Source organism: Synechococcus sp. O70.2 (assembly GCF_047462135.1).
Classification (GTDB): domain Bacteria; phylum Cyanobacteriota; class Cyanobacteriia; order Thermostichales; family Thermostichaceae; genus Thermostichus.
Genome location: NZ_JANSIS010000004.1, coordinates 103,351 through 118,506, shown reverse-complemented (window position 1 = coordinate 118,506; position 15,156 = coordinate 103,351). Strand labels below are relative to the sequence as shown.

Below are 15,156 nucleotides of genomic sequence, written 5' to 3'. Positions count from 1 at the left end.
ACCAGTGGCTACTTCTTCTGCAGCTTCTCCCCAGCCTCCTCTGTCGGAGAGGGTGGCGCGCCTGCAGGCAGCCCTGAGTGCGCTAGGGTTGAGCTCTCTCCAAGTCCAGGCGCGTCTTTCCGGCCACCGCTTGTTGCTGCGTTTAGAAGGGGAGCCCCTCCCGGATCCGGACTGGCTGCTGGAGGGCCTCCTGCCAACCCTAGAGGAAATGGCGCTGAGCTACCGGCAGCGCCAGGTGGAGCTGTTCGGCTTTCCTTCCAACGAAGGGATCCCGGAATGGCACCGCGAGTGGCGCTACCAGCCGCCGCCCAACCCCAACAGCCCCTTGTACCGTGCCCGGCAGGGGGATGAAGAGGCCCTCCAGGAGGTGCTCAACTACTTGCTCCACCCAGAAGGAATCCGCGCTCGGGTTCACCTGCATCCCAAGCTGGGCTGGCTGCAGATTAACTTGCAGGCTGCAGAGGCGCCGGATCCGGCCTGGGCCAAGGATTTTGTGCGGCGGGTTCTAACGCGCTTAGAATTGACCTTTGTGCAACGGCTGCGGCTTTCTGGGCAAAAGCTAAGCTCTTTCTTTCCAAGCTGGAGCCAGGAATTCGATCTCAAACAGCCCGCCTTTTGGCAGGCTCCCCCAGCCAGGCTTTCTCCCTTTCCTTCTCCAGCAGCCGACGCTGCCGATGGCGAGCCCCCTCGGCCTTCCCCCGCCGCCCTAGACTAAAGGGCAGGGTTCAGGGGGTTGGCCATGCGGGTTGTCTTCTTTGGCACGCCGGAGTTTGCCCTACCTTCGCTCCAGGCTCTCCTGCAGCCGCCGTCTCCTTTTGAAGTAGTGGGATTGGTCTGCCAGCCGGATCGGCCCCAGGGACGAGGACAAAGGGTGCTTCCTCCGCCCACGAAGGTCCTTGCCCAAGCCCAGGGGATCCCCGTGTGGCAACCTGTCCGTTTGCGGCGGGATGCAGAGGTGCTGGCGGCGCTGGCGGCGCTGGCTGCCGATGTGTTTGTGGTGGTGGCCTATGGCCAAATCCTGCCACCGGCGGTGCTGCAGATGCCCCGGCTGGGCTGCGTCAATGTCCACGCCTCCCTCCTGCCGGCCTACCGCGGCGCTGCCCCCATCCAGTGGGCTATTGCCAACGGCGAGACCGAGACCGGCGTCACCACCATGCTCATGGACGAGGGCCTGGATACAGGAGCCATCTTGCTGCAGGCCAAGCTGCCCATCGGGCCGGAGCAGACCGGCTTGGAGCTAGCCTCCCAACTAGCCCAACTGGGGGCAAGCCTGCTGGTGGAGACGCTGCTGAAGTTGGAAAAAGGAGAGCTGACCCCCATTCCTCAGGATGACTCGCGGGCCACCTACGCCCCCCTGCTCAAAAAACAGGACTTCCAGCTCGATTGGCGGCGCTCGGCCCAGGCTTTGCACAATCAAATCCGCGCCTTTTCCCCCAACTGCTTTACTGGCTTGCAGGGGCAGCGGATTAAGATTGTCCGCTCCGCCTCTCCTCAGTTGCACCCGCCACCTAATCCTCTTCCCCAGGGCAGCCCTGGAGAAGTCGTGGGACTGGCCAAGGGAGAAGGGGTGTATGTGGCTACCGGTGAGGGATCCCTCCTAATCCGGCGGGCCCAACTGCCTGGCAGAAAAGAACAGTCGGCTTGGGATCTGGTCAACGGCGGCCAGCTCAGGCTGGGCATGCGCTTTGAGCCGCTTTTGGAGACCGATAGTTCCTCTCCCCAGGGAGAGTAGGTCAGGGGGGTGGGGGTTTATTCTGGCTGGGGAAACTCCTGCCAGAGGTTGGTGTGTTGGCGCAGGCTGAGGAACTGACCACCGCCCAGGATGAGGTGATCCAAAACGGGGATCTGCAGCAGTTGTCCCGCCTGCAGCAGTTGCCGCGTGAGAGCCAGATCCTCGGGGCTGGGATCCAAGCTGCCAGAGGGGTGGTTGTGGGCCACCAGGATGCGGCTAGCTCCCTGCTTGATGGCGCTGCGGAAGGTTTCCCGGGGGTGGGTGAGGGTTTCCGTGGCGGTTCCCCGCGTTACGATCTGCTGGCCGATGAGGCGGTGCTTGATATCCAGGTGCAGGACGGCAAAGTGCTCTTGGGCCTCCCACATCAGGTCAGCGCTCAGGGCCATGGCCGCCTGTTCTGGCGATTCAATCACCGTCAGCTCAGGTGGTCGGGCCAAAAAGATCCGCCGCCCCAGCTCGATGGCCGCCAGCACCGTTGCCGCCTTGGCCGGGCCGATGCCCTCAATTTGAAGCAGCTCCCCGGCCTCCACCTGGCGCAACTGGGCAAGGGGATCTCCTTGCGCTTCCAGTTTTTTGAGGAGCAATTGGGCTAGGCCCAAGGCAGAGAGCTTGCCCGGCCCCTGGCCTGTGTTGAGCAAAATGGCCAGCAGCTCGGCGTGGGAGAGGCTTTTGGCCCCCTGGCTGAGCAGTCGCTCGCGCGGGCGATCCCGAAGGGGAAGGTCACTGATACGCAGCACGTACTGGCCCATATCTTCAACAGCCAAAAGGGGCTGCTACAGGCTGGGATCCCAGGTTACCAGGCAATCGGGCACCTACGCCGTGCTTGCCAGGAACCCGCAGCGGATCTCAAAGATAGGGTACAAACAAGCGCAGCCCATAGGGGCCAACCCTTCCTGAAAAAAAGTGGACGGCTCCTCCCTGAGTATGCTGCAACAACCGCCAGCACCAGGATCAAGGTAGGGCCACAGGTGAAGAAGGGTTACAAGATAGCTCCTAGGAAAGGGGAAAGGACAGAACCGTCACAAAGAGGAAGCCAACTCAAAACGGGATCCCTTGAATCCACCGCAACGCCGCACGCAGCTTGGCCAGGAGAGCGGTGGCCACCCAGTCCGCCACCTGGACGCCTGCCAGATCCCTGCCAACAATAAGGACACGGGGCTGCCGCGTCTGGTAAGGAGATAGAAGGTCTACCTCCACACTCCCCCAGCGCGTAGCGCTAACGGGTATCCCGGCGGGCTAGCTAACGTCTCACGAGGAGACAGTACGGTGATGGAAAACTTCGATCCTGTTTTAGGCGGACAAGGGCCTGGCGGATTCGATCCGGTCATAGGTGGCCTGGTGGGTGTTTGACAAGCCCTGGCCAGTCCGGATCCTCAAGTGAGAATCCGAGCTCTCAAAGATGCTCTCCAACATGGGGAAGAAGGGGCCCAGCTTCTCCTGAAAGCACTGCAGGAGGACAAGGAGTGGGAGGTAAAGTTCGCTGCTTGGGAGACGTTCCTGAAATCCGACAATCTCCACCACGTGCAGGCAGCAAAGGCATATCAGATCCCCCTACGTCAGGTTGGGGATATTCGAGGAAAGTATATAGCTGGCGAGCGAGACTTTCGCTGGGCTGACTTGAGGAAGGCCAACCTGAAAAAGGCTGACCTGAGCGGGGCTAACCTGATCGGGGCCAAGCTGAGCGGGGCCAACCTGGAGGAGGCCAACCTGAGCGGGGCCGAATTGTTCGGGACCGACTTGAGGGGAGCTGAACTGACAGGTCCTCAGCTCAGAGGGGCCAACCTAAAAGGTGCCAAGCTCGATTCTGAGATTTGACGAGCACAATTCTTCCCGATGGGACGCGCCATCCTTGACTTCGTAGCCCCAAGGTCTGTGGGGTCTCGAAGAGGTCGGAAAGCGGGATCCTCCCAGCCAGGGCAATAGCAGCCAGGACGCCCAGAGCCCTCCACCCCTGACCGAGATGCCCGATCCAACGAGCCTCGTCGGCAGCCCAAAGGGATCCCAGCAGTGGGTCAAAGCTTAGCCAGGGAAAGCTTCTAAAGGCACCACCCGGCCCACACTTTCGGGCGAGCGCAAAAGGCGCAGCAGGTGAGCGGCTAAGGTAGATCCCTCGATCCTGGCGGGAATTTCCACCCCACACCAGCGGCTGGAGCTCTCCTGCAGGGCTGTCACCCACGCGGGCGACAGGGATCCCTGGGCCACCCCAATCAGTTGCGGCAGGGGGTCGCTGCGGTAAAGCCCAATCCAGCGCAGGCCCAGTTGGAAGGGCCCAGGCCGAAAACGAGGGTTAGGGCTGCCGTCCGCTTCAAACTTGCTCAGCATCAGCTGCAGCGAATAGATCTGGCGGGTATTCAAGGGGGGAGCGGCAACCCGGCGGGCGCGAAAGGTGGGCACCATCTCGGCAAAAGGAACCTGGACGGTCTGCTCCTCCCCAGGGGTGGTGTCGAAGGCGTAGGCGTAGGCTGGGCTGTCCCAGCCGCCTTGATCCCTGAGCAAAACCTTGTAGCGCTGTCCATCACCCCGCAGCCGCAGCTCCAGGCCAGCAAACCCTGAGGCGTCCAAGGGAGGCTGCCAATTGCGCGTGCGCGTGGAAACAAAGCCGCCGAAGTTGGCCGTGGAAACCTGGCCCGTAAACAGCAGCTCGCCCTCTCCCCAGAGCAGTTGGCTCTGGCTCACCCCACCCATTACCACATCGTCCAAGATGCCCCAGAACTGGTTTAACTGGGGGTTGGGCTGGCGGAAGTCGAAGAGTATCTGTTCCGTTTGGCCGCTGCGGCGCAGCCGTTCCAGGTGGGCCCTGGCCACCTCTGGCGCTCCCAGCTCTAAGATCACCCTGGCTGTCACCCAGTCCTGGCTCTGCCCTACCTCCGCCCCTTGCTGGCGCAACGCCTCTGTCAAACCTTCGGGCAGGCCATCGCCCAAAAGAACCAGAGGAAGGGAAGTGGCTGGCGTCAGAGAAGGAGGCATAAAGGGAACTTCTGGGCTTTGAAAGCCATTCTGAAGCCAGCGCCAGAAGCTGGCAAAGGGTAGCACCTCGTAGTAGGTGAGGGTGTTCCAAAATCGCCCTAAGTCCCAGGTCATCTCTAGCTGCTCCAAAACGCCCTCCAAGTAGGCAGAACCGGCTACCTACCCAAGGGATCCCCTTCTCCAGCGTAGGCAAAGGGGCAACAGTGCGGCAGCAATTGGGGCAAGCTGAGCGGGACTCAGTAGCCTTGAGACCGCCACAGATTAGTCCCGGGGACCGGCAAGCAAGGCTGTGATCTGGTCAGCAATGCGCTGGGTGGCCCCAGGGGATCCCATGCGCCGTTGCCCGTGGGCCCGCAGTTGGGCGGCGTAATCGGGATCCCTGGCTAGGCGGTCCAGAATTTGGCAGAGCACGGCGGGGGCCTGCTGGGGAGAAGTGAGGTGGACGGCGGATCCCAGAAGGCGGCTTTGGGCTTCGGCAAAGCGCGGGGTAAATTGTGGCCCCTCTCCCGGCAGGGTAACCACTGGCTTTCCTAGGCCGACGCATTGTTCCGTGGCCGTCCCCGCCATGGCCAACACCGCCGTAGCTCGGTGGGCACAGGTGCCGAAATCTCCCCACACCAGCAGCAGGTCGCGGCGCCGCGACGGGATCTTCTCCTGAAGGGGACCCCGCTCCAGGTTGGGGCTGAGGGCTGCATAGACTTGGATTTCTGGCGGCAGTTGCTCTACCACCTGCATCATCAAAGCCCAGTTGCGGTAGGCTTCCGGAGGACGGGATCCCGGCAGCAACAGCACCGCAGGCCGGCTGGGATCCAAAGGCAATTCCCCCCGCGGCTCTAGGTCGTCCATCATCGGGTTGCCCAGGTAGAAGGCCCTTAGGCCCCGTTGCTGTAGGCCAGCTGCCGTCAGCTCATCCCGCAGAAAAGAACCCAGGCAGCGCCTGTGGGCCATCAGCCAGCGCTCCCAGGGCAAGTAATCGGAAGCCGGCTGGCCCAGCCAAGGGCGGCGGTAGGGCCCCCGCTCGTCCCGCCAGTAGTAGTCCGACTTGGCCGTGCCCACGAAAACGTAGGGGATCCCGCTCCACCAGGCCATGGCTAGGGGCACAATGTCTCCCACGGCTAGCACCAGCTCCACCTGCTTGGCTAGGCGGCGCACCAGAGCCAGTTGCTGCCTCGTCAGGCCCAACAAGCCAGCGCGCAGATCCCGCCACAGCTGCCGCCAATCCTGGTAGATAAATCCCCCCGAAGGCATTACCTGGGTCAGGGGCAGCAGCGGGATCCCTCGCCGTCGATACGCCACCCCTTCCCCCACAATCGGCAGGGCCTGCACTGGGATCCCTCGTTGGGTGAGGGCTGAGGCAATGCGGCTAGCCACCTCATCTTCTCCGTGGCCATTGCTCAGGCACAGCACCCGCGCCAGATTTTGGGAGTTCATTGCTGGGGGAGGTTGTCGTCTCCAGCCAGACTAAACGAGCCTACCAAAGCCTACCGAATTAAAATAGGGCCAATCTGAGAGAGAAAGCCGGGGCGATGATCCGAGATGAGCGACAGCGAGCTGAGTTTATTGCAGCGGTGGAAGCCTTGCGCCTGGAAGGGCCCTACTTCGTCGAGACCCGTCTTAGCCGTCAGCGGGGACCTTTTTGGCGGGCGGTGAAGGATGTGGCCGCCGGCCAGCCCTGGTGGGAGATCCGCTACTTTCCTGCCTGTGAGCGCTACGCTTGGGCCTACCTGCCGGAAGGGATCGGCCCCCGTGAGTTTGCCTGGGGACACACGCCCCAGCAGGCTTTCCTCAACGCCCTTTGGCAACAGCCTGCCTCCTCTTCGGACAAGGGCTAGCCCAGGTGCCGGAGAGACTATTCCAGTTTAGAGTAAGGATTAAAACTCCCACGCGCAGGGGACATGAAACCACAAGCCGTCGCCCGGATTCTCGATGCCAACCTTGACCGCGCTCGCGAAGGGCTCCGGGTATTGGAGGAGTGGTTTCGCTTTGGCCTGGAGAACGGCGAGCTGGCTAGCGAGTGCAAAGCTATGCGCCAGGCCCTAGCCCGTTGGCACAGCAACCCACTGCGGTTGGCCCGCGACACCCCTGCCGACCCCGGCACCCAGCTCTCCCACCCCCAGGAGGAGGAGCGGCGGGATCTCAGCCACCTGTTGCAAGCCAATTGCAGCCGCGTGCAGGAGGCGCTGCGGGTGCTGGAAGAATACGGCAAGCTGGCCGAATCCCAGCAGTGGGTGGCCCCTGGCCTGGCCAAGCTGGCCAAAGACATGCGCTACCACCTCTACGTTCTTGAAAGTGAGCTGTTGGGCAGATCCCTGCGCCGACGCCTGTTGGCAGCCCGTCTTTACCTGGTCACCAGCCCAGTGCCCCACTGGCTGGAAGTAGTGGAAAAGGCGCTGCGGGGCGGGGTGACTCTGGTCCAGTACCGCCGCAAGAACCTGGCCGACAGGGAGATGCTCTGGGATCTCAAACAGCTGCGGCAACTGTGCGACCGCTACCAGGCGTTGATGCTCGTCAACGACCGGGTGGACTTGGCCTTGGTCAGCCAGGCGGATGGGGTACACCTGGGCCAGACGGATTTGCCAGTTGCCCAAGCCCGACAACTGCTGGGATCCCAACGCCTGATTGGCCTGTCCACCACCAACGCTGAAGAGTTGGCCCAGGCCCTCGCCAGCGACGTGGACTACATTGGCGTCGGCCCCGTCTACGCTACCCCCACCAAGGCGGAAAAACCGCCTGCGGGTCTGGAGTACGTGCGCCTGGCTGCCGAGAAGGCCTCTCTGCCCTGGTTTGCCATTGGCGGCATCGATCTCCACAACCTGCCGGAGGTGCTGCAGGCAGGCGCCAGTCGCGTAGCCGTGGTGCGGGCCCTGATGGAGGCGGCGGATCCCACCCAGACCGCCCGTGCCATGCTGGCCGAGTTGCAAGGGATCCCTGCTTTATCTTGAAAGAGGAAGAGCCTACTTTTCATCCCCCTGATGGCAGAGTTGGCAAAAGAACTCAGAGAGCTCACGGATCGCAACCAGAAAAGCGGCGGCGATCCCAGCCTAAGTGGGATTGCCACTGAGGTGCAAGGGGAGCTGATCCAGGAGCTGGATCTGATGATCCGGGCCCGCTACCCTTTGATCTACCTGGTCTCCCCCGAAGAGGAGCCGGCCGATGCCGTGCTCGTGCAGGTAGCCAAGAGAACCGATCCGCCCCGACGGCTGCTGTTTTGGGACGTGGTACGGGGCTGGCAGGATAGCGGCGAAGACCGGGGTTCCCTCATGGCCGCCCTAGGGCGGGTGTGGCGCTCAGCTCCGCAGGAAGACACTCTGTTTGTGCTGCGGGATCCGCACTTTGTGTTGCGCAACGCCACCAGCGACAAAAACGCCCCCATCCTGCGGGAGCTGAAAAACCTTAGCCGCGAGCTCAAGCGCACCCGCAAGACCTTGATCCTGCTCAGCCATACTCTGGAGGTGCCCAGCGACCTGGCCGAGGAGGTCACGGTTGTCGATATTCCCCTGCCCAACAGCGAAGAGATTAGCCGCCTCATCCAGATCTATGTAGCTCCCGAAAAACTTAAGCTCAGCCCCTTGGGTCGCGAGCAGCTGGTCAAAGCCTGTCAGGGGCTAAGCCGAGAGCGCATCCGCCGCGTTTTGGCCCGCGCCCTGGCCGCCAAGCAGGAGGTCAACGAGGCCGATATCGACCTGGTGTTGGAGGAGAAGAAGCAGGCCATCCGCCAGACGGGCATTCTGGAGTTTTTCACTGCCCGCGAGACCCTGAAAAATGTGGGTGGGCTGGACAATCTCAAGGCTTGGGTGCGGGTGCGCCAGGAAGCCTTTACCGAAGAGGCGCGGCGCTACGGCCTGCCCAACCCCAAGGGGGTGCTGCTGGTGGGGATCCAGGGCACCGGCAAGTCCCTCTCGGCCAAGACCATCGCCAACGAGTGGCGGCTGCCCCTGTTGCGGCTGGATGTTGGGCGGCTGTTTGCTGGGATTGTTGGCGAGTCGGAAAGCCGCGTGCGCCAGATGATCCAACTGGCGGAGGCCATGGCCCCCTGTGTGCTCTGGATTGACGAAATTGACAAGGCCTTTGGCAACATTACCAGCGGCGCCGACGGAGACTCGGGCACCAGCCGCCGGGTGTTCGGCAGCCTCATTACCTGGATGCAGGAGAAAACCAGCCCGGTCTTCATCGTGGCCACTGCCAACAACGTGCCCCTCTTGCCGCCGGAGCTGTTGCGCAAGGGCCGCTTCGACGAGATCTTTTTCCTTAACCTACCCACCCACGCCGAGCGCAAGGAGATCTTCCGGGTACATCTGCAGCGGCTGCGCCCCAACCGCCTGCGGGAATTCGACCTAGATGCTCTAGCAGCCGCAGCTCAGAATTTCAGCGGCGCCGAGATCGAGCAGGCTATCGTGGACGCCATGTACAACGCCTTTGGGGGCAGCGGCAGCGGCGCTCGGCGAGACTTCACTCAGGAAGACATCTTGCAGGCCATCCGCGAAACCGTGCCCTTGGCCTCCATTGCCCGCGAGCAGATCGAAAGCCTGAAGTGCTGGGCTGCCCAAGCCGGCGCTAGAGTTGCCTCTCAAGATGCTCAGGTGCTGCAGGAGATGAAGCAATGTTTTGCGGCTTCGTAGAGCCCCTAGGCGGGGGTTGAGGCCCTGGAGTCGGCTCCCACCAAGCGGCTTACTGAGGCATTGGGAACCTGAGCGCTCCTCCCCTCGTGTCACAATGGGTAAAGGTTGGCTTCTTTTTGTGTCTTGGCCCTGTGCTCAAGCCTCTGTACTACCGCGAGATCCCTTGCCCAGAGACCGCTCAAGTGCTGCGCTGGCTGCAGGAGCACCTGCCTTTGCCTACGGGCAGCCAAAAGGTGCTGACTCCTACCGGCCTGCGCCTACAGGGATCTGGAGCGGAGCTGGCCGTTTTCCTCTGGTCGGGGCTAAACACCACCTATCTCAAGATCTTCCAGTGGTCAGAGCGGCCTTTTCCCCAGCAGGGCCGCTGGCTAAAGGAAGTGGAAAAGGCTATCCAAAGCCAGTTTCCCCACCGCTACCCGCAGTTGCCCCCTATCGATCTCAGCCAGGGATCCATCTTTGAGCAACTGGAGCCCTTTTACCCGCAGACGGTAAAGTACTTCCGCCGCATCCCCAACGGCGAGTTTGACCTGCAGCGGGTTTACTGGTGGGAGAGGCGCTGGCGGGAGGAGGTACAGTCCCCTCCTACTCAGCGGCCACCGGTGCTGTTGCGTCAGCCTGCCCCCCAACCTGCACCCTTGGAGTGGGACTTGGTGGTGGTGGGCGGAGCCCTGGGAGCCATCTACGGCGCGGCCATGGCCCGCCTGGGCTACCGCGTGGCCTTGGTGGAACGGCTTCCCTTTGGCCGCATGAATCGGGAGTGGAACATCTCGCGGCGGGAGCTGCAGACGCTGGTGGACTTCGGCCTCCTCAGCTCTGAGGAGATGGAGAGCCTGATTCTGCGGGAATACACCGATGGGTTCAACAAGTTTTTTGATGGCAACAGCCCTGTACGCGCGCCCGTCCTGCACACGCCGACGGTGCTCAACCTGGCCATCGATGCCGAAAAACTCCTGCAGCTCTGCGGCCAGATCCTAAAAGCCTGCGGCGGCGCCATCTACGAGCGCAGTGAGTTCCAGCGGGCCTATATCGAGGAGCAAGGCGTCACGGTGGTGGTTAGGGACTTAACCACTCAAGAAGAGTTCTGCCTGGGAACCCGCCTGTTGGTGGATGCCATGGGGACGGCCTCCCCCATTGCCCAGCAGCTCTACGGCCGCCGCGCCTTTGACAGCGTTTGCCCCACGGTGGGAGCTACCATTGCAGGGGGGTTTGAGCCGGGAGTTTGGGATCCCCAGTTTGGCGACATCCTGGCCAGCCATGGAGACATCAGCCGCGGTCGACAACTGATCTGGGAACTGTTCCCTGGGCCAGGGGAGGATCTCACCTTCTACCTGTTCTACTACCACCAAGTACACCCGGAAAACCCGGGCTCCCTCTTGGAGTTGTATGAAGACTTTTTCACCATCCTGCCTGAGTACCGCCGCTGTGACCCAGAGCGCCTGCAGTGGAAGAAGGCCACCTTTGGCTATATCCCCGGACGCTTTGGCCGGCAGCCAGCTCCCGCAGAGCCCTTCGACCGCGTTCTCTTGATTGGGGATGCGGCAGCCCTGCAATCGCCCTTGAGCTTTACGGGGTTTGGATCCCTAGTGCGCAACTGCCCCCGCCTTTGTGACCTACTGGACACAGCCTTGCGCCATGATCTGCTCAAAGCGGCCGACCTAGCCCAGATCCGCGCCTATCAGGGCAACTCGGCGGTGACCTGGCTGTTTTCCCGCGGCATGATGGTGCCCACCGGTAAGGTACTGCCGCCCGAGCGCATCAACGCCATCCTCAACAGCTTCTTTGGCATTCTCACTACCGAGCCGCCAGAGGTGGTGGACGACTTTATCAAAGACCGGGCTGGCTGGCTGGCCTTTAACCGCATGGCCATCAAGGCAGCTCTGCGGAACCCACGGCTGCTGCTGTGGATTTGGGAGGCGGTGGGGGCGGAAGGCTTTGCCCACTGGCTACCCACCTATTTCGGCTACACCGGCCTGGCCTTGCTCTCGGCCTTGCTGGGGGGCTGGTTCCCCAAGCTGCTGCGGCGCCTGCAGCTCTGGCTGGAGCCTCGCTACCCGCGCCTCTGGCTGCGCTGCCTAAGCTGGAGCTACACCCTCACTTACGGTGTCGGCCGGCCGCGCCTCGAGTTCCACCTTCCTGCTCCTAGTTCTTCTGCTAAGCCAAGCGTCCAAAATCCGATACCGAGCTGGATAGAAGAAAGAGTCTAGCTCATGCAGCCACGGCAGTTTAGAGTCACAAACAGGTAGGCTAAGGGCAGAACTTGTTTGTCACCACCCATGAGCGACACGGTTTTCAGCAAGATCATCCGTAGGGAGATCCCCGCCCAAATTGTCTACGAAGACGAGAGGGCAATTGCTTTCAAAGACATTGCTCCCCAGGCCCCTGTCCACATCCTGGTGGTGCCCAAGGAGCCCATTCCCCGGATTTCCCAGGCCAAACCTGAGCATGAGGCGCTGTTGGGGCACCTACTGTTGACAGCCCAACGGGTGGCTGCTGCAGCTGGCCTAGACAAAGGCTACCGCTTGGTCATCAACGACGGAGAAGACGGTGGCCAAACTGTCTTTCATCTCCACATTCACGTTCTCGGCGGTCGACCCATGGGCTGGCCTCCCGGCTAGACGACGGTTTTGCCGCCAATGGGGGGCTTTATAGAGCGCTCCGCGCTGCCAGGGCGAGAAGGTGCAGACGTGTCAACCGGTGTCGAACGCGCTTGGGCAAGCGCTGTAGAGGGCAAATTTTGCCAACTGCGGGCATCGGCTGGCAGAGAGTTTACCCAAGGGCACTTAGCGGGGCTGGAGAGACAAGCACCTCTAGCTCTGTGGAGGCCCCGCCTTTAAGCAGGAGGCAGGGGAGGACGTCAAAGATACAATGCTGCTGTTAAGGGTAGCCGGCGGGCGAGGTCTAAAGCCGATGGAGTGGCATGTCACCGATGCGGAAAGCCTGATGATTATCGACCAAGAGGTGGGCAAGCATGGGCTTTCTCCTGCCGAATACGAGGTGGTGCGTCGGGTAATTTACGCTACCGCAGACTTCGAGTATCTCCACCTCATCCGGTTTGCCAACGAGGCTCTGCAAGCAGGGGCGGCAGCCCTGGCAGCGCGCACCACCATCGTGGTGGACGAGCCAATGGTGCAGGTGGGCATTGCGCGGGCTGTGCAGAACACCTTTTCCAACCCCATCTACTGCGGCAGCGAAGCTGTCACCCGCCCCCAGAAGGACAAGACCCGCTCTGCCTGGGGCCTGCAGACCCTGGCTCAGCGCTACCCGGAGGCCATCTTTGTCATCGGCCAGTCCCAGACTGCCCTCACCACCCTAGTGCAACTGATTACAGCGAAGGAAGTAGCCCCCGCCCTCGTGATCGCGACGCCGGCTGGGTTTGTGAACGTGGTGAAAGCCAAGCAGGAGCTGGCCGATTCGATGGTACCCCACATCCGCACCGAGGGACGTAAAGGCGGCCCCGCTGTAGCAGCGGCGGTGTTGGATGGACTTCTGGATCTGGCTTGGCAGGCCTACACGCAACCTGGCCGTGGGGATCGCCCAGGTAAATCTAGCCCTGGATAAGCCAAGATCACAAACGCCCTGGGATCCTGGTCACACCTTTCTAGGTTTCGTCTTGGCAAGCTGGGAGCTGCCTTCTTGGAGTGCAGCAGGGCGCCTAGTTATGCAACATTTCCGGCATTTCAGTGGTTTTTGGAGGATCAGTTGCCTTCTAGCTGTAGCGTTTGGGCTGAGAGGGTGGGCCTATCCCGAGCAGGTGGCCGCTTTGCCCCTGTCTTCCCTCGCCGCCTCCCTAGATCTCAGCTTGGAGGAAGCCCAGCTCAACCCCTACCAGCGCTGGCAACAGCAGCATGCACCTTCTGCCGTTCCCTCTGCGGGTAGCAGCTTCTACCGCCTAGCCCAACAAGTAGAGCAAGAAGCCCCAAAGCTGCCTTTTCCGCTCAAAGCAGAGGGGATTCCCTTGGGACAAGACAGCTCTTTTGTCTTGCATCCCAGCGGTCTAGGGTATCGGCTGTCTTATTGACGATCAGTAGTGATTCCCCACCTTTCGGTGGTGCACCGCAGTGAGGCCCTCGGGACTGGAGACCCGCCCTGCCTCAAGGATGCTGTAGACCACCCAGTGGTCACTGGTTTCTAGGCGGCTGGCCACGCGGCACTCCAGGTAGGCCAAGGCATCGGCAAGGATAGGGGATCCGTTGGCGGCAGGGTAGGTCTTGACGCCAGCAAAGCGGTCGGCCCCTGGAGGAAACCGCTTGAGGAAGTGGCGCATCAGGGACTGGTGATGGCCCTCCTGCAGCACGTTGAGGACAAAGGTGTCTCCCACTTGCAGGAAAGACTCGATGGCCCGATCCTTGGCCACCGCAACGCTGATCCCCGGCGGATCAGAGCTGGCCTGGGCTACCCAGGAGGCGAGCATGGCGCTAGTGGCCTGCCCTTTGCGGGCGGTGAGGATGTAAAGGCCATTGCTGATGCGACCCAGAGCGCGATCCAGGTCAGCATCTAGAGCTTTCATTTGCTGAATGCTGCGATCCCGGGTCAGCCATTGCCCTAGGTCGGTGCCAGCCTCTTCCGCCAGCTGCAGCAGGGTTTCGTTCACAGGCTGCTTGAGGAGGATGGGCGGAAACACTTCCTTGGCACCCAGCTCCTGCAAAGTGTTGCGGCAGAGGTAGACCGACTCGTCGTCTTCTCCCCCCGACTCAAACAGGCCAAAGCCCTGCTTGCCGTGGGCAGCAGCCAGAAGAGTTTTCAGCAGCATCTGCGTGGTGGCTGCCTCGGGCCCCGATTGGGGGGGCATGCCGATCACCACACCGGCAGCCAAGCTGGTTAGCTCCCGCACCTCATGGGCATCCAGCAGCCGCAGATCCGCCAGCTCTACGGCAACGCCGGTTTTTTGGATCCCGCGGGCAATGGCTTGAGCCAGCGTTTCCGCCTGGCCATATCCCGACAGGTAGAAGACGGCCACCAGCCGTTCGGCTTTGGCCTGCTCTAGACTCCAGCGGCGGTAGTGCTCTACCCAGTTAGACAAGTGATGCCGTAGTAGGGGGCCGTGGCCGGTGGCAATGGCCGCAATGGGAGGTAGGGCTTCCATGCGCTTGAGAGCCGAGAGCACGGAGCGGGCGTTGGGCGCCATGAGGCAGTCGTAGTAGAGCTTAAAGTCGGCCTGTAGCAGGTGGGGATGCTCATCCCAAGCCAAGTCGTCGCAGTAGTGCATCCCAAAGACGTCGCAGGTGTAGAGGATCTGGGTGCCGTGGTCGTAGGTGAGGATGGTGTCGGGCCAGTGCAGGTTGGGAGCCGAGATGAACTCCAGGACATGCCCCTTGCCCAGATCCAGGCGATCCCCCTGCTTCACCACCAGGTACCGGAAGGGCCGATGCACCAAGCTTTCCAGAAATTGCACGGCCACTTTAGAGGCCACCACCGTCAGCTGGGGCGCCAGCTCCAACAGGTCCCCCACTAGGCCGCTGTGATCTGGCTCGGTGTGGCTGACCACCAGGTAGTCGATTGTGGCGGGATCCAGGAGGCCTCGCAGCAGATCCAAGTACAACTGCCGAAACTTCTCGTGGGAGGTGTCAATGAGGGCCACCTTCTCGCCGCGGATCAAAAAGGAGTTATAGGTGGTGCCATTTTCCAGGGCAAACTCGATGTCAAACCGATCCCGATCCCAGTCCTGGGAGCGGATGGCAAGGGTATCGGCGCCAATAGGCAGCGTCTGCAGTGTGAGATGCGCCGAGCGCGGTGCAACTGCCATAGCGGCCATGTCCTCCCCCTCTGCCAGACGGCAACTTGGCGTGTAACTGAACCTAGTTGCAATGTAACTGAATGTTGAGGCAGGGGGAAGGGAGA

Annotated in this window: 15 protein-coding genes; 10 read left to right on the top strand and 5 right to left on the bottom strand. The window is 61.9% G+C overall.

Features of this window, described 5'->3' with window-relative positions:
* The first annotated feature begins 4 nt into the window (after positions 1-4).
* Complete coding sequence (locus NW812_RS06100) at positions 5-715, top strand: hypothetical protein (RefSeq protein ID WP_414394995.1); 711 nt, start codon at positions 5-7, stop codon at positions 713-715.
* A 24-nt stretch (positions 716-739) separates the two neighbouring features.
* A complete protein-coding gene (gene fmt / locus NW812_RS06095; protein WP_414394993.1) occupies positions 740-1,732 on the top strand; it encodes a methionyl-tRNA formyltransferase in 993 nt (330 codons plus the stop codon).
* Between the two features lie 17 nt (positions 1,733-1,749).
* Here the strand turns inward: fmt and radC are convergent, their stop codons facing one another.
* Both radC and NW812_RS06085 read right to left on the bottom strand, forming a co-directional pair.
* The gene (gene radC / locus NW812_RS06090; protein ID WP_414395154.1) at positions 1,750-2,481 is read right to left on the bottom strand and encodes a RadC family protein; all 732 of its coding nucleotides are present in this window, start codon (positions 2,479-2,481) and stop codon (positions 1,750-1,752) included.
* 289 nt (positions 2,482-2,770) lie between these two features.
* On the bottom strand, positions 2,771-2,929 hold the full coding sequence (locus NW812_RS06085; RefSeq protein ID WP_414394991.1) for a hypothetical protein: 159 nt from the start codon (positions 2,927-2,929) through the stop codon (positions 2,771-2,773).
* Positions 2,930-3,109: 180 nt separating this feature from the next.
* Here NW812_RS06085 and NW812_RS06080 point away from each other — a divergent pair, with 180 nt between their 5' ends.
* Entirely contained in the window at positions 3,110-3,547 is a 438-nt protein-coding gene (locus tag NW812_RS06080; RefSeq protein WP_414394990.1) for a pentapeptide repeat-containing protein, read from the top strand.
* A 204-nt stretch (positions 3,548-3,751) separates the two neighbouring features.
* On the opposite strand, the gene NW812_RS06075 is transcribed toward NW812_RS06080, so the two are convergent.
* Together NW812_RS06075 and NW812_RS06070 are read right to left on the bottom strand one after the other, a co-directional pair.
* On the bottom strand, positions 3,752-4,813 hold the full coding sequence (locus NW812_RS06075) for a CIA30 family protein (protein WP_414394989.1): 1,062 nt from the start codon (positions 4,811-4,813) through the stop codon (positions 3,752-3,754).
* Positions 4,814-4,960: 147 nt separating this feature from the next.
* The gene (locus NW812_RS06070; RefSeq protein WP_414394988.1) at positions 4,961-6,130 is read right to left on the bottom strand and encodes a lipid-A-disaccharide synthase-related protein; all 1,170 of its coding nucleotides are present in this window, start codon (positions 6,128-6,130) and stop codon (positions 4,961-4,963) included.
* Positions 6,131-6,225: 95 nt separating this feature from the next.
* Here NW812_RS06070 and NW812_RS06065 point away from each other — a divergent pair, with 95 nt between their 5' ends.
* From NW812_RS06065 to NW812_RS06035, 7 genes are all read left to right on the top strand, one after another.
* Positions 6,226-6,531 (top strand): hypothetical protein, encoded by a 306-nt coding sequence (locus NW812_RS06065; RefSeq protein WP_414394987.1) that lies wholly within the window; start codon positions 6,226-6,228, stop codon positions 6,529-6,531.
* Between the two features lie 63 nt (positions 6,532-6,594).
* Complete coding sequence (locus tag NW812_RS06060; RefSeq protein WP_414394986.1) at positions 6,595-7,641, top strand: thiamine phosphate synthase; 1,047 nt, start codon at positions 6,595-6,597, stop codon at positions 7,639-7,641.
* Positions 7,642-7,794: 153 nt separating this feature from the next.
* Positions 7,795-9,318, top strand: coding sequence for an AAA family ATPase (locus tag NW812_RS06055; RefSeq protein ID WP_414395153.1), 1,524 nt, complete (start codon positions 7,795-7,797; stop codon positions 9,316-9,318).
* A gap of 131 nt (positions 9,319-9,449) precedes the next feature.
* Positions 9,450-11,522, top strand: coding sequence for an FAD-dependent oxidoreductase (locus tag NW812_RS06050; RefSeq protein ID WP_414394985.1), 2,073 nt, complete (start codon positions 9,450-9,452; stop codon positions 11,520-11,522).
* Between the two features lie 69 nt (positions 11,523-11,591).
* Positions 11,592-11,933: a histidine triad nucleotide-binding protein gene (locus tag NW812_RS06045; RefSeq protein WP_414394984.1), complete on the top strand. Its 342-nt coding sequence runs from the start codon at positions 11,592-11,594 to the stop codon at positions 11,931-11,933.
* Positions 11,934-12,225: 292 nt separating this feature from the next.
* A complete protein-coding gene (locus NW812_RS06040; RefSeq protein ID WP_414395151.1) occupies positions 12,226-12,876 on the top strand; it encodes a precorrin-8X methylmutase in 651 nt (216 codons plus the stop codon).
* 202 nt (positions 12,877-13,078) lie between these two features.
* Positions 13,079-13,336, top strand: coding sequence for a hypothetical protein (locus NW812_RS06035; protein ID WP_414394982.1), 258 nt, complete (start codon positions 13,079-13,081; stop codon positions 13,334-13,336).
* Positions 13,337-13,339: 3 nt separating this feature from the next.
* On the opposite strand, the gene NW812_RS06030 is transcribed toward NW812_RS06035, so the two are convergent.
* Positions 13,340-15,070, bottom strand: coding sequence for a diflavin flavoprotein (locus NW812_RS06030; RefSeq protein ID WP_414394981.1), 1,731 nt, complete (start codon positions 15,068-15,070; stop codon positions 13,340-13,342).
* Positions 15,071-15,156: the final 86 nt, after the last annotated feature.